The sequence below is a fragment of the Streptomonospora sediminis genome (assembly GCF_054778995.1).
This window is the reverse complement of the sequence record NZ_BAAGYZ010000096.1, coordinates 1-22305: the sequence shown is the minus strand read 5'-3', so window position 1 is coordinate 22305 and position 22305 is coordinate 1. Positions and strand designations below refer to the sequence as shown.

Sequence of the window (22305 nt, the reverse complement as noted above, 5' to 3'; positions counted from 1 at the left end):
GTCCGTCAGGGCTTGACGATCCAGACGTCGTCCTCGCACAACGGGGGGCCGTAGGTGAACTCGCGGCCTTCTGGCGTGGTGGCGCGAAGATAGACATCCTCGGCCGCGCAGCGTTTCTTGCCCGATCGTGAAGGGCCATTGGTTCCAGGGCCAATTGCTGTCTTCTTCCAAGTTCAGCCCGATGGCGCGGCTCTGGTGAGGGAGGACGGTCGTCATTGGCTGGCCGGGAGCGTCGGCAGGGTGGTTGTTGGAATGATCGCCGAGATCCACCGGAACATCGAGCTGGTTGACGACGATAAAGTGCGTTTCGGGTCGGCAGGCGGCCGTGGCCACGAGGAGGCCCGCAGCCGCGACCACGCCGAGCTGAAACCAACGCACTACTCGTCCTCGTTCTTTTCGACTGCCGGGCCGTGCTGGGCGATGCTGACGGGTTCATCGGGGGTGGGCTTGAGGGGGCGGGTGGGGCGTTGAGCCCCCTCATCACTCGGGACGAGGGCGGCGCCTTGGGGATGACCCCCGAACCGAGGAGTACCGCTTGTGCGCATCAGGCCCCCTCCGACCGCGTCCAGGTCCGGGGTGATCGGAGCGGGGTGCGACTCGGCCGCCCGGGCACCATCAGGGGGTACCTGCGGCGGCCCCCAGGCGGCTACGACCCATCCCGTCCCCTGACAGTCGCTCTGGCAGCGGCAAAGCCTCAGCCGTCTGCTGTGGGCGCCCACTCGTGAGCGAAGGTCTCCATCTGCTTGATGACCGACTTGATAGCGTCCTCCTCCTGGTCGGGCGGGTAGTCGAACTTCGCCAGCAGCCGGCGCACCCGGTTGCGGAGCTTGGCGCGTACCGGCTCTCGGGACAGCCAGTCGGTGCTGAGGTTTTTGCGGATGTCTTTGACCAGGGCGCGGGCGATCTCGGCGAGCACCGCGTCGCCCATCAACTCCTGGGCCGAACCGTGCTGGGACACCGCGTCGTAGAACGCCAGTTCCGCGTCGTTGAGCGGCGGGTCGAAGCGGTCGCCGCGGCGGGCCTCGGCCATGACCTCCTCGGCCATGGCGAACAGTGCGGCCAGCGCCTCGGCGCTGCTGAGCTGCTCGCGCATGTAGCGCAGCATGAGGTCCTCCAGCCGCTCGGTGAACCTTTCCCGGCTGATGACGTTGTGCCGGGTCACCTCGCGCATTTTCCGCTCCACGAGCCGGCGCATCGCCTCGGTGGCCAGATGCGGGGTCTCCGACTCTTGCAGGCGCCGTAGCTGGGATTCGTTGAGCCGGGTCAGATCCAACTGCCCCAGCCCCGCCTCGGCGTAGAGATCGGTGATCTCCTCGGCGTCGACCACCGAGGCCGCAAGCTGCGACAGGTAGTGGTTGATCTCGGCCGGGAGCGGCTCGCCGCGCGCATGGCGGTTGGCGGCCTCGCGCTTGACCACCCAGGCGCGCACCTCGATGAAGAAGGCGATGTCGCGGCGCCAGTCCTGCAGGTCGGTGAACCGCTCGGAGATCTCTCGGCTCATCGAGCACAGCTGGTAGAAACGCTCCAGCCGGCTCGCGCTGTCGCGGAACCGCTCCACCAGCGAAGGCTCCGCCTCCTCGCCGGTGGTGTCGGAACGGTCGGCGCCCGGGGCGATCAGGTGGTTGGACACCAACCGCAGCGCGCGCACCCGGGCATCGCGTCCTTCGGCAGCCAGCAGCCGCCGCCACTCGATGCCCGAAAGGAGTTGGCAGATGGTCTGGTACTCGTTGCGGACCTCGTCGATGGCCCGGTCGATGTCCAGGCCCAGCGCCTGGCCGTCGGCGTCCTCGCCGGAGCCGGTGTACTCCTCCAGCGCGTGCTTGAGGTTGTCGGTCAGCGGCGCGTAGCCCACCAGCAGCCCGTCGCGCTTGCCGCGGAAGCGCCGGTTGACGCGCGCCAGCGCCTGCATCAGCCCGGCCCCGCGCATCGGCCGGTCCATGTACATCGTGTGGATCGGCGGGGCGTCGTAGCCGGTGAGCAGCATCGAGTGCACGATGAGCAGCTGCAGCTCGTCGTCGGGGTCTTTGGCGCGGGCTTGCACCCGCTTGTGCTCTGAGGGGCGCAGGGCGTGCCTGCGCAGCTCCGGCGGGTCGCTCGGGTTGCTGTGGAAGACGACCTTCATCACCCCGGTGTCGGGGCTCTCGCCCACCCACTCCGGCCGCAGCTCGGCGATCGCGTCGAACATCCGCACGCACACCTCGCGGCTGACGCAGACCAGCATCGCCTTGCCCGGCCCGCCGAGCAGCGGCCGCATCAGCTGGGAGCGCTCCTCCCAGTGCGCGACCAGGTCCTGGGCCAGCTCCCGGACCCGATCGGGGGCACCGTAGACGTTGTTCATCTGCAGGGCCGCCTGCATGGCGCGCCGGCGCTGGGCGTCGTCCATGCCTGCCGTGAGCGTCTCGGCCTGCCGGTCGATCGCCTCGGGATCCACGTCGTCGGGCAGGGAGACGGGGATGAGCCGCGGCTCGTGGTAGACGCGCACGGTCGCGCCGTCGTCCACGGCGCGCTTGAAATCGTAGACGCTGATGTAGCCCTTGCCGGCGCCGAAGACCTCGCGGGTGTTGGCGTCGGCGCGCGACAGCGGAGTGCCCGTGAAGGCCAGCAGCGTGGCGTGGGGCAGAGCGTCGCGCAGGTGCCGGGCGTAGCCGTCGAGGCTGTCGTAGTGGCTGCGGTGGGCCTCGTCGACGATGAGCAGGATGTTGCGCCGCTCCGACAGGAGCGGGTGGTCGGTGCCGGAGTCGCGCTCGGCGTCGGTGCGCCCGAACTTCTGCAGGGTGGTGAAGACGATGCCGCCGGTGGCGGTGTTGGTCAGCGTCTCGCGCAGTTGCTGTCGGCTCTCCACCTGGAAGGGCTGGTCGCCCAGGAGGTCGTGGCTGGCCTTGAACGTGTCGAGGAGCTGGTCGTCGAGGTCGGTGCGGTCGGTGACGACCACGATGGTGGGGTTGTTCAGCGCCGGCTCGCGCACGACCAGGCCGCTGAGGCACACCATCTCCTCGGACTTGCCCGAGCCCTGGGTATGCCAGACCACGCCGGCCTGCCCGTTGGTGCGGGACGCCTCCACGACCGCGTCCAGGGCGGCGCGCACCGCGAAGTACTGGTGCGGTTTGGAGATGCGTTTGCCGTCGGGGGTGAAGTTGACGAAGTTGCGGGCGAGGTCGAGGAAGCGGGCCTGGTCGAACAAGCCGTGCAAGGCGAGGCTCAGGGCTTCGGGACCGTCGTAGGTGGGGGAGGCGGTGTCGACGGGTTCGCCCTCCTCGTCGACGTTCCAGGGCGCGAAGTGCTCGTAGGGGGTGAACATGGTGCCGTACTTGGCGGTGATGCCGTCGGAGACCAGGCACAGCACGTTGTAGCGGAACGCGGCGGGGAACTCCTCGGCGTAGGTGCGCAGCTGGGCGTGGGCGTCCTGCACGGTGGCGCGCTCGTCGGAGGCGTTCTTCAGCTCCACGGCGGCCAAGGGCAGACCGTTGACGTAGAGCACGACGTCGAAGCGGCGCTCGCGGTCGCCGTCGAGGAGGCGGACCTGGCTGACGGCGCGGAAGGTGTTGGACCGCGGGTCGTGGAAGTCCACCAGCCGGACGGTGGGGGAGTGCTCGGCGCCGTATTCGTCGGAGTAGGTGAGGCGGACGCCCTTGGTGAGGTGGCCGTGGGCGTCGCGGTTCTCCTGGAGGGGGTCGGCGGATCGCCGCGTCGTGGCGACGGTGAGGGCCTGGTCGACAGCCGTGGGGGGAATATCGGGGTTGAGGCGGGCGACGGCCTCACGCAGCTCGTCGTGCAGGACGAGATCGTCCCACGAGCGACGCTTGTCGGAGCCGGGGGCGACGGCCGTGCCCGAGGTGGGTTCCCACCCGAGCTCACCGAGCTCGTCGAGGGCGATGGTCTCCCAGTCGGCTTCGCTCATGCGGCCGGTGGGGGTGCGGGCGGGGGTAGGGCCCGGTCTGGGGGTGGTCATACGGCGTTCTCCACGACGCGCTCCGCGTCTTTGACGCGCAGCTTTCCGGACATGAGTTGGGGGAGAAGAGTGTCTCGAAGGGTGGCAAGGGTGCGGGATTCTACAGCCGCTCGATGCGCACGTTCGCGCAGAGGCATTGCCGTTTCCTCAAAATCTCCTAGCGCTTCTTTGGGTGGTAGGAAGACAGGGGCTTGGGAGAATTTTGAAGAGTTCACGGAAGGGTAGGCGCTTCCTTCGGCCGAGCTTTCTAGGAACGACTGGAATTGCGGTGTCCTGGTCGTTTCATATAGGAAGGCGGGACCTACGTTTCGCGGGGTCAGGACTGCCAATCCTGTCGAAAAAACAAGATTGGGATCCGAGTCCATCACTAGAGCGTGTGAGCGTCGATTAGGACGGACTGTTGACCATATCGTATCTCCTGCAGAGGCCAACCTTCTAGCGCGACTCGGGGCATCCTGCCAATCGATGAGAGATGGCCAGGTGTATTCGCCATCTCCTACGCTGGCGATATCGATGTAGCGAATTGCTCCTTCGGTTCTCTTTGGGGGCTTCTTTGCGTTGACGTCAGCGACTTCTTTTAAGGTTGTTTTCTGGAATGGGTGGCTGCATCGAAGGTGATCAAAAATCGCTGACGCCAGTAGGTCTACAGATTTCGCGATCCTCTCGTTAACTTCAATCTTATCGTCCAGTGCGCCGAGTGCATCTCCAATTTCTCGTTGGATGTTGATTTCTGGGATTGCTATCTTTAGCGAGTGGATGTCTGTCAGGTTTAGATATGCTGCCATGTCAGTTTGGCTGGCGTAGGACCTTGCTTGGCTCTGGAAACTTTCCCCCTTGAGCCAATAATAAAGGTATCGAGTGTCGATAATATTCTGGTTAATTACTCGAAAGTAGCAGACCTGTGGGCTGTATACAAATTGTGGCAGTCGCCCTGAAATGATTGCCGATCTGCCGACGGTGCCTTTTGTGGTTAGAACTATATCTCCGGGCCTCGATGTCTTTCCGCCCATTTTCGAAATGTAAGACGCGCGAACATGGTCTTCGAATTTGGGGGCGATCTTTCCATCTCCGACCTCTGCTACGCGGAGGATGGGAATTCCAGGAGTTCCCAACTCCGTGCGCTTTGTTCGATAACCGTCCCCGAACTCCAGAGCACCACGTTCCTTTAGATCTCCGATCGTGGTGAGGGGCCATTCGCTCATTCGATCCTCCCGAGCTGTTCGCGCACGATCCCCTCAAGCCGCTGCGACTCCTCGAAGTGCTCGAACAGCTCCTTCGTCAGCCGCTCTATCTTCTCCTCCACCGGCTCGGCGTCCGGGTCCTCTTCCTCTTCCGCGGTGCCGACGTAGCGCCCCGGCGTCAGCACGTAGTCGTTCTTCTCGATCTCCTGGAGCTTCACCGAACGGGCGAACCCGGGAACGTCCTCATACGCCACCCCCTTGTCCCGGGCCGACTTCGTGCCGCGCCAGGCGTGGAAGGTGTCGGCGATCCTCGTCAGGTCGTCTTCGGAGAAGACCCGTTCGGTGCGGTTGATCATCTCGCCCATCTCGCGGGCATCGATGAACAGCACCTCGCCGCGCCGATCGGTCAGCGCCTTGGCCCCCTGCGGGGTCTTGTCCTTGGCCAGGAACCACAGGCAGGCCGGGATCGCGGTCGTGCGGAACAAGTTGCCCGGCAGCGCCACCATGCAGGCCACCAGGTCCGCGTTCACGATCGCCTTGCGGATTTCGCCCTCGCCCGACTGCTGGGAGGACATCGACCCGTTGGCTAGTACCACGCCGGCCGAACCGCGCTCGCCCAGTTTGGAGATGATGTGCTGGAGCCAGGCGAAGTTGGCGTTGCCCGCCGGCGGGACGCCGAATCTCCACCGCGGGTCGTCGGTGCGCCGCTCCCACGGGTGCAGGTTGAACGGAGGGTTGGCAAGGATGAAATCGGCCTTGAGGTCGGAGAGCTTGTCATTGGAGAAGGTGTCGGCCCACCGGGCACCCACCCCGTCGGGGTCCATGCCGTGGATGGCCAGGTTCATCTTGGCCAGGCGCCAGGTGCGCTCGTTGGACTCCTGGCCGTAGACCGCGATGTCGTGGGTGCGGTCGCGCCCGGCGTGGGCCTCGATGAACTTGTTGGCCTGCACGAACATGCCGCCCGAGCCGCAGCACGGGTCATAGACTCGCCCCTGGTAGGGCTCCAGGATCTCCACGAGCAGCTGGACCACGCTCTTGGGCGTGTAGAACTCGCCGGCCTTCTTGCCCTCCGCGCGGGCGAACTGCTCCAGGAAGTACTCGTAGGTCTCGCCCAGCACGTCCTGGGCGCTCTTGTCGCCGTGCCCGCCGAAGCGGGCGTCGCTGATCAGGTCGACCAGTCCCTTGAGCCGCTTCTGGTCGACGTTGTCGCGGTTGAAGATCTGCGGCAGGACCCCGGTCAAGGCCCGGTTCTCCGCCATCAGGGCGCCCATCGCCTCATCGATGAGCTTGCCGACGCCGCCCTGAGCGCTGGCGGCGTTCTCGGCGATGTGGCTCCAGCGAGCCTGGCGGGGCACCCAGAAGACGTTCTCCTCGGTGTAGGAGTCCTTCTCCTCCAGGAACGCGTCCCTGCGGTGCTCGGGGATGCCCGTCTCCTCCAGCTCGGCGACGAGCTGCTGCCGGCGCTCCTCGAAGGCGTCGGAGACGTACTTGAGGAAGACCAGGCCCAGCACGAACTCCTTGTACTGGGCGGCGTCCATGGACCCGCGCAGCTGGTCGGCGGCCTTCCACAGGATGGCCTGGATCTCCTTGGGACTGGAGGCACTGAAGAGCTCGGGCTGTCGATCCGTCGCTGATCGTTTGCGTGGCGGCATGTGCGGCTTCTCTGATTCCTTGTCGGTGTTCTGCTCGGCATCGCCCGATCGCCGACTGAGCAGGGGATCGGGAGAGAGGTCCGAAAGGGGGATTCTTTCAGCCCCCGGGCACGGCCAGGGTGCCGTCGGCCAGTCCGGCAACGGCCAGGCCGAGGATCTCGTCGAGTTCGGCGTACTGGGCATCCAGTAACGCGCGTCTGCCTTCGACGGCGGCCAGCAGCGCATCGACGCGGCGCACCTCGGCGGGCGGCAGATCGGGCAGCGGGATCTCCTCCGGGCTTCTGGCCGCACGGACGGCACCGGGTGACCTGCGGGCCGCGGGCGCCGCGTTGAGCAGCAGCGCGAGCACCCGCGGGGTCAGCGGGCGCTTGGCCCGGGGATTGACCCGAAGCACGCGGGCGGGAAAGGCCACGACGGCGACCCCGTCCTCGTCGACGAGCGCGCCGAACTCCGGAGCCGTCGTGTAGACGACATCGCCGGGTTCGGTCAGCCCGGCGTGGGCGTAGTCGGTGGCCAGCACCAGCCGGTCGATGCGGCGCGCCCCGCGCCGGAGCCTGCCCAGGACCTCTTCGGGGCCGAGGACGTCGAGCTGACCGCGGGGACCGACGTGTTCGGAGGCGATCCGGTGCCCCTTGACCTGGGCGATCCGGCCGTCGGCGATCAGGGCTGCGACCGTCGTCGTCGCGGGCGCGTCGGTCACGCGCCGCACCAGGCCGCTGCGCAGGGGACCTGCGTCGCGGGCGTGATCGCGAGCCTGTTCCTCCGCCCGTGCCAGGCGGGTCTCGGCCTCGGCGATCAACGCCGGGCGCTGCTCGGCCGTATCGGAGATCCGCAGCGACTCCGAAGGGCCCGTGGGCAGCAGCGGCGCCCCGAAATCGGCCTCCAGCGCCTTGACGGGAACAGCCCGCCCGTAGCGCGGAGCGTGGCCCTTCATCCTCCTGCCCTCGGCACGCCAAAGCAGGACGTCTTCGGCGAGCCGGTCGCATACCTGGGCGGTCAGCGGTTCGGCGCTGACGTCGCAGAGCAGGACGTAGCCCCGCGTCGGGGAGTCCTCGCCTCGGCGAGCAAGCGTCCACAGTGCGCAGCCGTAGCCGGGGCGGTAGGGGTCGACACCGCCGGGCAGGGTGACCACCGACTCCACCAGACCGCTGCGCAGCAGCCGCGCCCGAGCCTGGGCCTCCTCGGGATCGGTCAGCCGCTGGGCCAGGGCGTCGGCGGGGCCGAGGACGACCGCGGTGCGTCCGGGGCCGAGCAGGTCGCCGATGGACTCCAGCTCCTCCAGCGCCTGCAGCCGGGAACGGGTCTCGCCGGGCTGGTAGGGCAGCGTGGTCACCACCAGGTCGGGGTCGGCCAGACGCTCCTCCAGATCCGCGCCCACCTGGACGTCGAGGTCGAGTTCGTCCACCCCGGCCAGCAGGAGCCGGCGGCGGACGAGGCGGGCGAGCCGCTCGCTCTCCTCCGCGGCCAGAACGCGGACGCCGGAGGGGTCCTCGGCGGCCGCGACGACATCGTGCACCAGGTCGCCGCACAGCGCATGTGGATCGGCGACGGTGAGCACCGTGGACTCGGCGGCGCGCCGGGAAGCATCGGCCACCTGCACGATCAGGCGGCGCACCTCGCGGGCCAGCGAGGCGGTCGCGGGGCCCGTCAGGCCGAGGCGGTGCCTGCCGGCCATCAGCTGTTCGTAAGCCCCGCCGGGGGTGTAGGCGGCCTCGATCAGATCCTCGGCCAGCGGGGCGGCGCGTGCGGCGGCGTCGCGGTCCTCGCGCAGCTCGCGCAGCACGAACTCGTCGGCGAAGTCCATGCGGGCGGCGCGCCGGACCAGCTCCTCGCCGGTGGCGCCCGCCAGCGGCCGCTCCTCCAGGTGGCGCAGGCACAGCAGAGCCCCGAGAACGGAGACGAGCCGCTCGGCGCCGATCTCACCCGCGTGGTGGAGGAGACCGTGCAAGGCCAGTTCGGCGCGAAGGTCCGCCTCGGGGGTGTTGCCCAGGCCCGTGGCGGTGAGCCAGTCGACCACCTCACGGCCGTAGAACCAGGTGCGATTGCCGCTCTGGGCCACCGGAGACGGGAAGTCGGGATGGCGGCGCCGCCATGTGGTGACCACGGGACGGCGGACTCGGGACAGCGCGGCGATGTCGGCGAGAGAGAGCACCGGGGGCGTGTCGGGCATCGGCGTTGTCCTCGCTCTCTGCTGTGGGGGTCCGATCACTGTAGAGCCGAAACCGCATTTATTAAAGCAGTGATCCGATAACCGGGGTTATCGGGAGATCCGCGCCGCACCCACGCTCGCACGGTTCTAGTGTGCTCGGCGACCGCACGGTCCCGTTGACCTCCGAGGCGCGCCGGCCCCGCGCGCGGCCGGGAGCCAGAAAGGAGTACCCCCCATGAGCACCTACCGTCGTCCATCGCCCAGGTCCCCTCACCGGCCACGCCGTGCGCCCAAGCCGCGGCGCTGCGGCAAACGCTGGTTTCCCGACCGGATCAGCGCCGACCTGGCGATCGCCCGGATCCGGCGCCTGGGCGAGGCGCGCTCGGAGACGACACCCTGCCGGTCCTATGCCTGTCCGACGTGTGGGGGATGGCATCTCACCTCACAAGCCGCACCGGTGCAGAGGCCGACGCCGCCGGGCGCAGCGCCGACGCCGCCCGGACGGCGGAGGCGGGGCGCCCGAGTCGTCGGAGGGCGGCTGTCGACCGGGCAGACCCGGCGCGCCCGGCGCACCGTCCGCGGCCTGGAGCCCTGGACCGCCTACTACGCCGCCGAGCATCTGGCCGCCCACGGCCGCGGGCCCACCTGGCGGGAGCTGGAAGCGATCTTCGGCTGGAACCGATGGGACGGCGCGCTGGCCATCACGTTCCTGATCGAACAGAGGTGGCTGCGCCGGGAGGAGGAAGGCGGTTCCCGTCTGCTGCCGGGCCGGCTGGCGGGCGGCGACTGAGCCGACCGGCGGGGAGAGGTCCCACTCTCCCCGCATTCTCAGACAAATGATTCCTGATAACTGATCTTATCAGAACGATTCGTTCCGGATTTGCGCGTGAATGCGCATGCTGATTTTCAGCACGCCGCGCCCAGGCCCGTTTGCGGGTGCTGCGCGGCCGACGCAGAAACCGGATGCGCGCTTCGAGTCCGCCCGGCCGCCCAGTCCGCCCTCCGGGCACGGAGCAGGGCTGGATCGGCCGGCCGCACGGTCGCCGGAACGAAACCGCGCAATCCACGGCACATCGCCCAGCGACGCGCCGTCACCGACCGCGTCCCGGCCCTCGCCTTGACCCGCGAGGGCCGGGGCGCCTGCTACCGACCGGCCGCGGGGCCCCAGCAGTGCAATGGAACCGCGGAATGATCACCACGCGAAGGGGAGAATCTCCCATGTACGGACCGCAATCGCCCCAGGCGCCGCAGCCCCCGCAGGCGCAGTACGGGGCGCCGCAGAAGAAGACCAACGGCTGGCTCTGGGGATGCCTGGGCTGCGGTGGGCTCGTCGTGCTGCTGTTCATGGTGGTGGGCTGCATGGCGGCCCTCAGCAGCGGCGACCCCGACACCACGTCCGGGACGGACGCGCCCGCGGCCCCCTCCGGCGACGAGGGCTCGGATGGCTCCGGGCCCGGCGGCGACGCCGACGGCTCCGGAGGCAGTGGCGGCGACGGCGGTGGCGGCGGCCAGGAGAAGGCCGACGTCGCCGGCATCGGCGACACGGTGGAGTCCGGGGCGTTCGCCTTCACGGTCACCGAGGTCGAGACCGGCGTGACCCAGGTCGGCGACAACCCCTACCTGACCGAGCAGGCCCAGGGCCAGTACGTCATCGTGCACGTCACCGTCGAGAACATCGGCGACCAGGCCGGCACCTTCGAATCCTCCAGCCAGAAGCTCTTCGACGCCGACGGCAACGAGTACAGCACTGACACCGGGGCCGAGCTGGCCATGGACGCCGAGAGCTTCCTCAACGAGATCAACCCCGGCAACAAGGTGCAGGGCAAGCTCGTCTACGACGTGCCCGCCGACGTGGAGCCCACGCGGATCGAACTGCAGGACTGGCTGTCCCTGGACCCGCCCGCGGAGGTGAAGCTGTCGTGACGACGCGAAACGTTCTCTTGACGGTCGGCAGCTGCCTTTTGCTCGCCGCAGCGGTGGGCGGCCTGGTCCCCCTCTCGGCCGAGGGTTCATCGTGCGGATCCGCGTTCTTCGCCACCAACGACGCGGCCGTCGACGACTGGACCGCGGTCCTGACCGGCGGCTCGGCTTCTGCCGAGGCGGCCTGCGATTCGCTGCGCTCGGTCGTGTTGATCCCGCTGGTCGTACTCGCGGCCCTCGGCACAGTGCTGTTCCTTGCGGGGTGGACGTTGCCGCGCACACCCCAGCGAAAGCTGTCGAGCTCCGATGAAGCCGAGGACGACTGACCCCTCTCGACCATCTGGTGCTTCGCCCGGACCGAATGTCTGTCTTGTTCGATTCTCCAGCGAAAGCCCCGGATGCACGCAAGAATCGGGAACTGTGTCGGCGAACGAATCCACGAGGACCTTGTGCCTGTGATGTCATCCACCCCCGGAATCCAACGCCGCGACGATGACGCGGCACTTCGTGTCATCGCGACCGGATTGATCAGTACATATCGCGGCGTGGCAAAAGGGGCGCCCCTCAGCGTCCCCTACGCGCCAGACCTGCAACGGGGACTCGATCTCCTCACCGTGATCTGCATGCGGGACGGTGCGCGCCCGCCTGCGGGCATCCCGGAACTTCTCCAGTGGTGCCACGAACCTCTCGGCAGCTGGCGTCCACCTGTAGGCGGCCCGGATGTGGCTACTGACCAACTCCTGGAGGCCGGCTCTCCGACTCGGTCCTGCCAGGAGTGGGCGGTCGAGGCGGCCCAAGGAGGGGCGGAGGCCGAACTATTCGAGAATGAGGTCATCGCGGCAGTGCGGAGCGCCTGCCGCAACGCAGGACGCCCGGACGCTTACAAAGCCTTCCGCCGCCTTGTCATCGACCAGCCGGTCCTCACAGAGAAGGCGTACCAACTGGAACTCACCAGGCCTGAGCTTCAGCTCATCAAGGAGCCGTTGGGCGCCTGTTACCCACCGGCGCCGGTCGAATTTGTCGACGACAGCGAAGTCAAGACCTGTGCATCCTGCAAGAACCTGCTGCTGCCTGCAGCCGAAGGATTGCTGTGCCTGGACGAGCGGTGCCCTCGGACCGGTGCTCCCGCAGTCGGGACCCGGCTGAACGCCGAGGAGGGGATCCGGTGGCTGGCCGGCCCCATTCGCACCTTCATCGCCTCGCCCGGTCGACCTGAGTTGCGGCTCTACCACAAGATCGAACGGGCCGGCGCGAGCGTTGAACTGTGGCCCGATTTCGATGCCTACGATCTGCGGATCGTCTTCCCGGACGAGGAAGCCTGGGCGGTCGATGTCAAGGACTGGTCCAATCCCGTTCGTTTGGCTCGCTGCCTGAAGCCGATACCCCTCGAGCCTCCATGGAGGCGCTCCTACATCGTCCCGGCCAAAGAAGCCGTCGCGGCCGTTCCCGGCTACGTGCAGACCCTGCGCCAGCGGGCCAAGCCGATGCTGCGCGAACACCAGATGATCGTCGCCTCGGAGCGCCAGATGCTCGCCTACGTCACGAAGAAGCTGGAGAGTCTGGATGCGTGACCGCACGGCCTGGCGCCGGACACCCATGAAAGAGCTACGCAAAGCGGTGGGGAACGACGCGTTGGGCATGGAAGCCGGAGTGCTCCTCGACGTCGAACTCGGGATCCACCTCCTTACTCGCATCTGCCCGGAGGAGCCGGCATCCGTGGCCCACGAACTCCTTTCCGGATACCCCTGGCCGCAAGGGCTGGGCCTCGACGTAGGTGCCGAGAACGATCAGGCCATCCGCGTCGCACGTCACCTCCTCGCCCCGTTTCGCGCCCGCCGCGACTGGGAGACCCGGCTTCGCCAGTACAAAGAGGTACCCGAACACTTCCGCGGGTTCCTCGTCGACGGCGACGGCCGGGTGGTGCGGCGCCGGCCCTCCGTTGCCTCCAACAGGTTCGATGTCTTCGACAAGGCGTTGGCCACTGATCCCCCACTGCGCCGCACCCCGGCGCGCGGTGGCGGAGCCGGGACCTACACGGTCACGGGCACCGGTCACCCGGTGTCCGTCAAGATCCCCGAAGACATCGTCAGCGACGACCAGCCCGCTGGCCATGACCTATCACTACGTCTCGGACGGAGGGAGACAGAGTTCCAGCGACTGGAACTTGTGCGCACCGCCCACTGGCTCGATGAGCGTGAGCAAAAGGTCCTGCCGGCGGACGAACGACGGGGCTGGTCCGACGTTATCGACCGTATTCGCCCGCAGTGGCGGAAGAACGGTGCCTTCGTTGACCGCGACGCGTTCACCGTCACCGACGTTCTCCACATGATCGGGATGGTTGGAGCCGGCAAAAGCACATTCATGTTGCTGCTGGCCGCCTGTGCAGCTCGGCGCGGCGAGCACGTCACCCTTGTGGTGGGCGACGTGCTCGCGGCCTTGCGCCACGTGGCTTGGTTCAACAAGGTCGCACTCGGTGATTTCACCGCCGCCCCGATCGTTGGGGCATCGAGCCACGTGCGCCACATCAATCGAATGCACCGGGTCCACGCCAGCGGATTCGAGCATGGACCGCAACTCACCGGATTCGGCGACGAGAACCACTTCCTCAGCACCGCCTGCGCCCTCGATGGGCTGCGCACTGACGCCCAGCCATGGGGATTCCGCGAAGCACCGTGTCGGGACCGGCTTATCCCGACGACGCCGAACCATGATGACGATCGGCAGCAGTTCCATGACTGCCCACTTTGGAACCGCTGCCAGCGACACCGTTCCTCCCGAGACCTCGTCGACGCATCGGTATGGGTCACCACGGCCCCGGGCCTGCTACACAGCCGTGTGCCCCGAGAGCTGAACGCCGATCAGCTGCGCTACTTGGAGCTGGTCTGGCGTCGAAGTGACCTGGTCATCGTCGACGAGGCCGACCAAGTACAGACACAACTCGATTCAATGTTCAGCCCTGGCCAGACCCTCTTCGGCGATGACCAGGAGGCGTGGCTGGAGCTCCTGGCGGACCACACCGAGCGCGAGCTCCGCGGTCGAAATCGTGCACAGTTCGCCAACCGGCCGGTGCGCGAGTGGATCAGCAATTTGGACACCGCTCGCGCCTGTGCGAACCGCCTCTACACGCTGCTGCAGCGCAACCCGCTCCCACGAGGCGGAAGCACACTCAAGCGCTGGATCAAGCGCGATTGCTTCACCGAGTGGACCCTGGCCGACAAGCTGGTCCGAGCCTGGTCGCATGCCGCCGAGCCCGACCGCGACAACCCTCGCTACGCGGCCCTGCGCGAGGCATTCGACGCCTTCCTGCCGGACCCGTTGGGTATTCGCGGTCGCGCCGAGGGCATCCCGATCGCCGTCGGCATGGTCGAACTCACCCGCGCGCTTTTGTCCGTGGCCGATGAAGACGAGCGGGGACGGCGTGTCCAGCGGTGGCTGAACGACCTTGAGCACCAGCTTCCGCCGTACGACGATCAGAAGGACGACGCCGAGACCGACTGGGGCGCGCAGCTGGAGGAGCACGCGCTACGTGCCGAGTTCACGATGCAGTTGGCCGTTCTCTCCAACGTCCTCAATGCACTGACACGCATGTGGCGCACCGTCGAAGAACCGCTTCGCTTCGACTCGGCGAACGGATTGATCTTCCAGCGTCCGCCCGAGGACTACACACCCGTGGTCCCCAGCCCGCCCATGGGCGCCATCCTCGGCTTCCAGTACAACGAGAGCGGTGACAATAATGCTGGCGGCATGGGACAGCTGCGATTCTTCCGATGCGCAGGCGTCGGCCGATGGGCACTCCTCAATCTCCACCGCCTGTTCGCCGTCGACGACGAAACCGGGCCTGCGGTCCTCCTACTGTCGGGAACCAGCTGGGCCGGAACGTCCCCTCGCTACGACATTCAGCTCCCCGTGGACGCCGTCCTCCCCGCTCCTAGCACAGAGCTCGAAGGCATCGACCAAAGTGTGTTCCTGCGCAGCACTGTCGAGGAGAACGGTAAGACAGTGGAAGTCTCGGGAGAGACCGGAGACCGGCGCCGCGCCGCCCTGCACACGATCCTGAGGAAGCTCGCCATACGCCCTCGGTCGGACCGACCATCGAAACTCGAAGCGGAACTCAATCTACTCGAACCGGACCGACGGCGGATTCTCTTGATCGTCGGAAGCTATGCCGAAGCCCGAGAAGTCGCCGACTACCTTGTGGAAACGCGCCGAGACTGGCGGGGGCAAGTACGTCACTTGGTCGCCGATGACAGCGAGTACACCACCCACTGGGAGCCGACGCTTCGACGCGGTGACGTGCACCGCTTCGCCGAAACCGGCGCCCGCTTCCTGGTGGCGCCTCTCCTTGCCGTCGAGCGCGGCCACAACATCCTCAACGACGACAACCGCGCTGCCATCGGTTCCGTCTACTTCCTCGTCCGCCCACATCCCCGCCCCGACGACATCACCTACATCGTCCAGATGATGAACCGCTGGGCCGCGGACGTCGTCCACCGGATCGGAGCCGGCGCCCACGGCTATCCCAATGAGAGTCTGCATGCATTGGTCCGCGCCGTCCGTAGCGCCGGATACCGGCGCTGGCAGCGGATGCTGACGGTCCCACTTGCCTACGGTTCCTTGGATGAGACGCACGACCGCCCTGCCCTTGCATGGACCCAACTGGTCACCATCTGGCAGGTGATCGGCCGCCTCGTCCGCGGCGGGTGCGCTGCACGTGTGCACTTCTGCGACGGCAAATTCTTCGCTCGTCCTGGCGAAGATCCCCAAACCAGCCTCGTCGTCGGCATGCGCGATGCACTCGCCGAATACCTCACCCCCGACGCCCGCTGCGATCCCATCGAGGCCGAAATCGCCGAGAACCTCTACGGTCCGCTCTACCGCGGGCTGGGCCGACTTCTGGGAGAACACTAATGCCCAGCTACAACGAACTGCACACCACCGCGTTTTGCATCAACCCCGAGGCGGTCAGCGACCTGGGACGGACGCTCGGCGTCCTCACTTTCCCCCGCGAGTGGCTAACGCCCATCCTCGAACTCCAGCAGCAGAGTCGACCGCAACAGCGCAGCGTATCCATCGCCAACCTCAATCGCGCCATTCGCGCGCTGGTCCCCGACGTCTGCGCGGTCAGCCGCGGCGTCGGTCATCGTGACAACCCTGGACAGTGGCTCTACTGCGCCGGCCGTCCCGACATCACGGGCCTCAACCCCATCCTGCACGCATGGCTGCGCAGCAGCGTGAAGCCGGAACAGGCGGATGCTGCCTCGGAACTCTGGCAGCGTCTGGCAAGCACACCGCTTGCCTGGGAGACGTCGGCCATCCGCGATCTCGACTGGTCCTCCGGCCAGGAGATCGCTCCTGACACCGCCGAGGCCACCACCGCGCTTGCTCGTCTACCGAGGAGCGTCTATTACCTCACGCCGGAGATCCTCACTGCGGAGCTGCTGCGTCGAAACGACCGGCCGGACGGTTTCCCGCGCGGCTTCCGACGCTGCCCGACCTCTGACGGGCGGGGTGTCGAACTGATGAGCTGGCCGCCTCTCGAACACACCGGGCCCGACCGCCACGTCTGGTCCTACTCCTACCGGGTCCGCCTCACCCTCCAGAACGACCTGTTCGTTCCGGAACCGATCCTCCACGTCACCACAGGAATGCGTCGATGGTGCCGGACAGCCCCGAAGACAGGGCGCGGCCGAAGCGTCAACGCCTACCTGCTGACGGAGGTGCCGTGGATTCGTGGCCTGGAGCAGTCACGCAGCTTCCGTATGGTCCCCATGCGCAACTACCCCGACGGCGGTTCCTGGCAGATGCGGTGGCGCGCCGGGCTCCGCGATCTCTTCGACCAGATCGCTTTCGACAGCCGCTTCCCCGACGCCGCAGAAATCGCCAGCAGCCCGACCAAGTATCTGGGGGGCGACGGCGAGGACACCGCGGCAGCGATCGTCCACAACGCCGGAGGCGGCAACACTCACGGGGTCGGAGCCGGTGTGAGTGCCCGGGAACGAGACCGCATCGCCCATTGGGTCGCCGAGACGCTCCGGGGGATCGTGGAACCGATTGCGCCGCACAAGAAAATCCCCGGTAGGGTGCCCCGCATCCCTCCGGTCGCCCCTGAAGAGGTGCGCCGACGTATCGCCGACACGCTCGGGCAGAAGCGGCTGGACATCGACATCCGCTGGGACAGCCAGGAAGTCCGGGACGCCATACGCACATCCGTACTCAATGATCTCGGGCTCCCCGGCGTTCCCGATTCGTCGGATGAATCGGACAACAAGTCGGACGAGTCGTGGGTAACCGACGAGCTCAATGTTCACCTTCACTCGCGGCCGGTCGGAGGACTAGGCAGTGCGCTACAGCCAGAAGCGGATATTCGAGACAAGCGTCTCCGAGCAAAGAAGGCCGCGGATCCACGAAAGAAAGACGTGGCCAAGGAGACGCCGGCAACCGAGATGGTCGGGCTGACGATCGTTGAACTCCGCAACGCCGAAGCATTCCCCGAGTTCGCCAGCGACCCCAAAACCGCGCTTCGTTTGGGGTTCGCGGAAAGAAACCGCCTCACCCACTTTATCACTCCGAAAAAGCAAGACGAAAAGAGTGAATCGCTGCGTTCTAGGGCCGACTCGACATGGAAAGACTTAAGGCGCCAATTGGTCGGAAACATTCGGCCGATGCGCGGATCTTGGCCCGGAGTTATCCCCGAGGGCGACGTAGACACGGTGGCGATTTATATGCTCCGGCGCAATGCCACCGGCGGGACCGAACGCCATCAGCTGCCCGTCGCTGTGTGGTGCAGTTCCGATAGTCCGGAAGTGTTCGCTCGGGCATTGGGAATGCCGGAGTGGTTGCCCTACCACGAGTTCCTGTTCCGGCTCGCTGACCAAGCCTTCCGACTTCCCGACCGCAACGATCGGCAGACTCACTCGTTCATTGGCGACGTTCTCTCGTCGGTCATGACGGACCGCCCGGTCCTCCTACTCACGTGGGCTCAGAACCTGCGGTTCGATTGGCCCGATTTGCAGAACGCAAAAATCGTCATCGACAATCCCAAAGTGGGGGGTAATGACCTCGGGTCCAGCGCCCCCTACCTCCGTAACGTCCAAGTGCGCACCCATGACTCCGACGAAACACCCGAGGGGTACGGCATGAGCATGGGAAGTGCGAAGAAAAATCCGAACAATGAAATCCCCTGGCGCGGCGACAAGCGGATCGATCACGGTTTGCCTTCGGGATTGTTCTCCTCTCCGCTGTCCAAGCGGATATTTATGAGTACTGGCGACAAGCCGAGCTCGCGGAGTAAGGCAGCAAGTGCTCTGGGGTCGCGTTTCGAGGTGAGCCTTAACACTCGCGGGAATCCGGTGATCGAAACGGCCAAGGACACATTCAATCCGCAACTCATCGAGCTCTCGGTGGCGAGTATTCAAGAGGGCGACGATCCCCGGGCATGGGCGGGTCTGACCCACGTCCAGCGGCGCCTGGCAGATACGTTCGACAGCTACACGATCCTGCCCGCCCCGCTCCATTTGGCGAAAAAGGCGACCGAGTATGCCATTCCAATGGCAGACGATGTCGATGTTTCTGATGATTCTGGGGATGGCGAATAGCAGTTGAGTAACTCCCGGATGCGTTGGCGGAGTATGCCCGCGTGCTGACCGCGCAGCTGCCCAGGATCCGCGCGGCGCAATCGGGCTGAATCGGGCGGATCGCCTGCTGGAGCGGAGGTTCTTTTCGCGTTTGTGTTGAAGGCTGGGCCGGAGTAGCGGGTCCATGGTCCTGGTCGCGCCGCAGACGGCGGCGCCGTTCCGGGAGGTGGACTGATGAGGGCAACCATGACGGCCGGGATTCGGGAGACGGGGCCGCTGGGGTTGATGCGGCCGGTGCCGCGTGGGTCGGGTGGGCCGCGGCGGGCGTTTTGCGGGCAGCGGGCCGCTGACGGCCCCACACGGGCGGCGGCGCCCGGTGGCCGGGCCCGGGCCGGGGCGGGGCCCGTGCGGCGGGCTGCGGGCGGGTGGGACGCCGGGGCGGCGGTGCAGGCCTTGTTCGATGAGCTGCGGCGGTTGGGCATGGCGCGGGTCTACGGGTCGGCCGATCCGAAGATGTCGGTGCTGTCGCTGCCGGGCGGGGTGACGGTGTGGGTGGTGGCCGGGGCCTTCACGTGGCGGGATGCGGTCGGGCGGGCGGTGTGGTGGGAGGCGGACGACGTTGCGGGCGCGGCGCGGCGGCTGGTGGGGCAGGTCCAGCAAGGACGCGCGGCCGGGGGAGACGGCACTGATTACGCCCCGGCCGTGAAGGCCTCGGAGGATTTTTTCGGCGCGGCGGGCGGGGCCGCGGTGTGAACGCGGGGCACGGGCGGCTGATTGCGGACTGAGCATCGACGCGGGGCGGGGTGTTCGTCCAGGTCAGCGTGTAATCACGGGTGATCGCGGCGGGGCGGGTGCGGCTCGGATCGGGCCGGGCCCGTCCCGCCGTCGTGGAGCAAGATTTCTTGGCTGTGAGTGCGGCGGGAGCGCGGGGTGAGTGCGGACCGATAGCGGTCTGAGCGCGCCCTGATGAGGGGGCCTTCTTCGGTGGGGGGCGTCATGGACGCCTCATCGAAGGGGGAGAGACGCTGATGCATTGTGCTGGTGCGCTGCAGGTGGCCGAGGCCGAGTTCGTGCGGCTGGTGCCCGACCCGCTGGAGCTGGGACGCGGCGAGGTCGCGTTGCCCGAGGACGCCGAGCACCCGGACCGGGCGGGCGGGGTGGCCGGGGCGGCGTGGCCGCTGGATCTGCTTTCGGCCCGGAGCCTGTTGCTGGAGGCGGGCACCGACCGCCGGTTCAAGGACGCGGTGTGGCGGGCGGTGATCGCTCGGGCGCGGATGTCGCAGGACTGGATGTGCGGGGCCGTCGGGTTGGCGATGCCCGCGCTGAAGGCGGTGGCGCGGCGCTGCTCGCGGGGCCTGAGCGCCGAGGGGGTCGAGGAGGTCGACGCCGAGATCCTGGCTGCCTTCGTCGCGGCCGTGCGGGCGATCAACACCGACTACACGAACCTCGTGTGGTACCTGCGCTGCCGGGCCCAGCGCGCCGGGCTGCGCGCCCGCCGAGCCCACCTGGCCGCGGTCCCGGTCGAGGACGCCGGCGACCACCCCGAAGCGGGCACGGTCCCCGGAGGCGGCGGGCACCCCGATGACGTGCTGGCGCGGGCGATGCGCCGCGGGGTGCTCACCGCCGAGGAGGCCGAACTGATCGGCGCCACCCGACTGGAGGACACTTCGCTGCGCGCCCTGGCCGAGCAGTCCGGCGCGGCCTACTGGGCGCTGGCCAAGCGCCGTTCGCGCGCGGAGGAGCGCCTGGCCCGCGCTCTGGCTTCCGGCGACCTCGATCCCGGCTTGGACGCCGCTGATGCCCGCCGCACCGGGGGCGGGTCTTCGGCTGCGGTGGTGCGTGTGGCTGGGGAGTCCAATCCGGGCTGGGCGCTGGCTCTTTAGGGGGTGAGTCCGGGCGCAGGCGGGGCTGGGCGGGTTCTTTCCCGTCACTCGCCCTGGCGCAGGAAGGATCCGGCAGCGGGCTTTCGCAGCAGCGGAGAGGGGGAAGCCCGCCCGATCCGCCCGCCCGCTTGCGCCCGGCTCCACGCCGGAACCGGACCGGTCCCGAACACCGGGGAGGGGCAGCATGGCCGATCAGCAGCACGCGCCGCCGCGGCGGCCGAAACGGCGCGCCGCCGCCCGAGGCGCGGCCGTGACCGGGGTCCTGGTCGCGGCCACCGCCGTCCTGCTGGGCGGGGATGGCGCCGCCTGGGCGCAGGGCTCGGGCGCGGAGGCCTCCACGGCCGAGATCCGCGAAGTCGTCACCCGGCTGCGCAACGTCATCGTCGCGCTGGCCTCGGCGGTGGGCACCTTGTTCCTGACGATCGCCGGGCTGCGGGGGATGCTGGCCGGGGGCGATCCCTCCCAGGTGGAGGCGGCCAAGCGGGCGATGAGCGGCGCCGGCATCGGCTATGGGGTGGCGATTCTGGCCACCGTGCTGATGGCCGTGCTCGACTACGTCGTCCAGGGCGGCTGAGCCGTGGCCGTCCTGCCGGGGCGCCCCCGCCCGCCCGAACCCTCTCCCGGCGCCCCGCCGCCCGAGGCACCCTCGCCCGAACCCCAGCCGCGGCCACCGCAGCAGCCCGAACCCGACCCGTCCCCGGGCCCGGCGCCCCCACAGCCCGACCCCGAGCTCCAGCCTGACGGCGGCCACGGCCCACCGGAGGCTCCGGCCGCCCCCGAGGCCGAGGGGTGCGGGCTGGTCGAGGTCTCCTGCCATGTGACCTCGTGGTTCAGCGACCTGGTCACCGACGCCCTCAACCCGCTGTTCGGCTGGATCGCCGGCATGGCCTTTCGCATCCCCCAGCCCAGCGACGGCGTGGCGGGCCTGTGGTCGGGTGTTTCGACGGTGGTCAACGCGCTGTTCGTGCTGCTGATCGTGGCCGGCGGGCTCGTGCTCATGGGCCGGGAGACCTACCAGATGCGCTACGGCCTGGACGAGATGCTGGGCCGGTTGGCCTTCGCCCTGGTGGCGGCCAACTCCAGCCTGTGGATCGCCCGCGAGGTCTTTCGGGCCGCCAACGCCACCGCCGAGGCCATCGGCGCAATGGGCATCGACGCCGAGGAGGCCGCCGCCAACCTGCGCACGCGCATGGAGTGGATCCTGGCCGAAGGCGTGGCCTTCACCGTGCTGCTGCTGGTGGCGCTGGTGGTCATGATCGTCGTGTGGATCGTCGCCGACGTGGTCCGCGTGGTCATGTCGCTGGTGCTGGTGATCGCCGCGCCGCTGCTGCTGGCCTTCCACGCCCTGCCCCAGACCAACTACCTCGCCGCGCTGTGGTGGCGCAGCATGGCCGGGCTGTGCGCGATGCCCATCCTACAGTCCTTGGCCTTCATCGCGATGATGCGGCTGTTCTTCGAAGGCCAGATCGCCTACTTCGGCCACATTCAGACCGCCGCCCCGGCCGGTGATCCCTCCGGCGGCATGCAGCCGATGGCGATCACCGTGCTGGCCGCACCGGCCGAGCAGGCGGCGCAGAGCACGGGGATCCTCTATGACCTGATCCTGTTCCTGGTGCTGGTCTATGTGCAGATCCGCATCCCCTTCTGGGTGATGAAGCTGGTGTGGTCGCCGCATCCGGGCCGCTCGCCGATCGTGGGTGCGGCCAAGGTCGTCGGGCTGATGCTGCTCTACCGGAGCCTGCGCGCCCTGCGCTTCACCAAGGGAGAACCGTTCTCGGCGGCAGCGGAACCGGCGCGGCCTGCTGCCACCGTTCGCGTGGGGATGGGACGCCGCCCCGCCTCGCTGAGCGCCGCCGCCGCTGAGGCCCAACCACCCCCGGGCGCGGGCAGCCTGGAGCCGCTGCGGCCCAGCGTGTGGTGGTATCGCACCCGCCCCGCCCACCCGGCAGGCGAGCTGGCGGGCGGCCGCGCCGAGCTGCCGCCGGCCGGGGGCGCCG

At 68.0% G+C, this 22305-nt stretch carries 14 protein-coding genes and 1 pseudogene; 11 read left to right on the top strand and 4 right to left on the bottom strand.

What is annotated here, in order from left to right:
• Positions 1-252 precede the first annotated feature (252 nt).
• Positions 253-471 carry a hypothetical protein gene (locus tag ACYVD5_RS18490; RefSeq protein ID WP_461002325.1) on the top strand — a complete coding sequence of 73 codons (219 nt, stop codon included), beginning with the start codon at positions 253-255 and terminating at the stop codon, positions 469-471.
• Between the two features lie 223 nt (positions 472-694).
• Here the strand turns inward: ACYVD5_RS18490 and ACYVD5_RS18485 are convergent, their stop codons facing one another.
• From ACYVD5_RS18485 to ACYVD5_RS18470, 4 genes are all read right to left on the bottom strand, one after another.
• A complete protein-coding gene (locus ACYVD5_RS18485; RefSeq protein WP_461002324.1) occupies positions 695-3949 on the bottom strand; it encodes a type I restriction endonuclease subunit R in 3255 nt (1084 codons plus the stop codon).
• A complete protein-coding gene (locus ACYVD5_RS18480; protein ID WP_461002323.1) occupies positions 3946-5151 on the bottom strand; it encodes a restriction endonuclease subunit S in 1206 nt (401 codons plus the stop codon). Before ACYVD5_RS18480 ends, ACYVD5_RS18485 begins: the two co-directional genes overlap by 4 nt.
• Complete coding sequence (locus tag ACYVD5_RS18475) at positions 5148-6782, bottom strand: class I SAM-dependent DNA methyltransferase (RefSeq protein ID WP_461002322.1); 1635 nt, start codon at positions 6780-6782, stop codon at positions 5148-5150. The genes ACYVD5_RS18480 and ACYVD5_RS18475 overlap by 4 nt, the downstream gene beginning before the upstream one ends.
• A 97-nt stretch (positions 6783-6879) precedes the next feature.
• Positions 6880-8952, bottom strand: coding sequence for a hypothetical protein (locus ACYVD5_RS18470; protein ID WP_461002321.1), 2073 nt, complete (start codon positions 8950-8952; stop codon positions 6880-6882).
• Positions 8953-9388: 436 nt separating this feature from the next.
• Between ACYVD5_RS18470 and ACYVD5_RS18465 the strand changes: the two genes are divergently transcribed.
• From ACYVD5_RS18465 to ACYVD5_RS18420, 10 genes and pseudogenes are all read left to right on the top strand, one after another.
• On the top strand, positions 9389-9721 hold the full coding sequence (locus ACYVD5_RS18465; protein WP_461002320.1) for a hypothetical protein: 333 nt from the start codon (positions 9389-9391) through the stop codon (positions 9719-9721).
• A gap of 428 nt (positions 9722-10149) precedes the next feature.
• Entirely contained in the window at positions 10150-10854 is a 705-nt protein-coding gene (locus tag ACYVD5_RS18460; RefSeq protein WP_461002319.1) for a DUF4352 domain-containing protein, read from the top strand.
• Complete coding sequence (locus tag ACYVD5_RS18455) at positions 10851-11177, top strand: hypothetical protein (protein ID WP_461002318.1); 327 nt, start codon at positions 10851-10853, stop codon at positions 11175-11177. Before ACYVD5_RS18460 ends, ACYVD5_RS18455 begins: the two co-directional genes overlap by 4 nt.
• Positions 11178-11309: 132 nt before the next feature.
• Positions 11310-12422: a pPIWI_RE_Y domain-containing protein gene (locus tag ACYVD5_RS18450; RefSeq protein ID WP_461002317.1), complete on the top strand. Its 1113-nt coding sequence runs from the start codon at positions 11310-11312 to the stop codon at positions 12420-12422.
• Entirely contained in the window at positions 12415-15759 is a 3345-nt protein-coding gene (locus ACYVD5_RS18445; RefSeq protein WP_461002316.1) for a pPIWI_RE_Z domain-containing protein, read from the top strand. Before ACYVD5_RS18450 ends, ACYVD5_RS18445 begins: the two co-directional genes overlap by 8 nt.
• Positions 15759-18446, top strand: a complete 2688-nt coding sequence (locus ACYVD5_RS18440) for a pPIWI_RE module domain-containing protein (protein WP_461002315.1) — start codon at positions 15759-15761, stop codon at positions 18444-18446. The genes ACYVD5_RS18445 and ACYVD5_RS18440 overlap by 1 nt, the downstream gene beginning before the upstream one ends.
• A gap of 432 nt (positions 18447-18878) precedes the next feature.
• Positions 18879-19178, top strand: a complete 300-nt coding sequence (locus tag ACYVD5_RS18435) for a hypothetical protein (RefSeq protein ID WP_461002314.1) — start codon at positions 18879-18881, stop codon at positions 19176-19178.
• A gap of 275 nt (positions 19179-19453) precedes the next feature.
• On the top strand, positions 19454-20308 hold the full coding sequence (locus ACYVD5_RS18430) for a sigma-70 family RNA polymerase sigma factor (protein WP_461002313.1): 855 nt from the start codon (positions 19454-19456) through the stop codon (positions 20306-20308).
• A gap of 184 nt (positions 20309-20492) precedes the next feature.
• Entirely contained in the window at positions 20493-20882 is a 390-nt protein-coding gene (locus ACYVD5_RS18425) for a pilin (RefSeq protein WP_461002312.1), read from the top strand.
• 3 nt (positions 20883-20885) lie between these two features.
• Positions 20886-22305 (top strand): annotated as a pseudogene (locus ACYVD5_RS18420) (hypothetical protein); the annotation flags it as partial.

Excerpts from the sequence above, each read along its gene's own strand:
- ACYVD5_RS18490 (WP_461002325.1), top strand. The coding sequence starts at position 253 with ATGATCGCCGAGATCCACCGGAACATCGAGCTGGTTGACGACGATAAA.
- ACYVD5_RS18485 (WP_461002324.1), bottom strand. The coding sequence starts at position 3,949 with ATGACCACCCCCAGACCGGGCCCTACCCCCGCCCGCACCCCCACCGGC.
- ACYVD5_RS18480 (WP_461002323.1), bottom strand. The coding sequence starts at position 5,151 with ATGAGCGAATGGCCCCTCACCACGATCGGAGATCTAAAGGAACGTGGT.
- ACYVD5_RS18475 (WP_461002322.1), bottom strand. The coding sequence starts at position 6,782 with ATGCCGCCACGCAAACGATCAGCGACGGATCGACAGCCCGAGCTCTTC.
- ACYVD5_RS18470 (WP_461002321.1), bottom strand. The coding sequence starts at position 8,952 with ATGCCCGACACGCCCCCGGTGCTCTCTCTCGCCGACATCGCCGCGCTG.
- ACYVD5_RS18460 (WP_461002319.1), top strand. The coding sequence starts at position 10,150 with ATGTACGGACCGCAATCGCCCCAGGCGCCGCAGCCCCCGCAGGCGCAG.
- ACYVD5_RS18450 (WP_461002317.1), top strand. The coding sequence starts at position 11,310 with ATGTCATCCACCCCCGGAATCCAACGCCGCGACGATGACGCGGCACTT.
- ACYVD5_RS18445 (WP_461002316.1), top strand. The coding sequence starts at position 12,415 with ATGCGTGACCGCACGGCCTGGCGCCGGACACCCATGAAAGAGCTACGC.
- ACYVD5_RS18440 (WP_461002315.1), top strand. The coding sequence starts at position 15,759 with ATGCCCAGCTACAACGAACTGCACACCACCGCGTTTTGCATCAACCCC.
- ACYVD5_RS18430 (WP_461002313.1), top strand. The coding sequence starts at position 19,454 with ATGCATTGTGCTGGTGCGCTGCAGGTGGCCGAGGCCGAGTTCGTGCGG.
- ACYVD5_RS18425 (WP_461002312.1), top strand. The coding sequence starts at position 20,493 with ATGGCCGATCAGCAGCACGCGCCGCCGCGGCGGCCGAAACGGCGCGCC.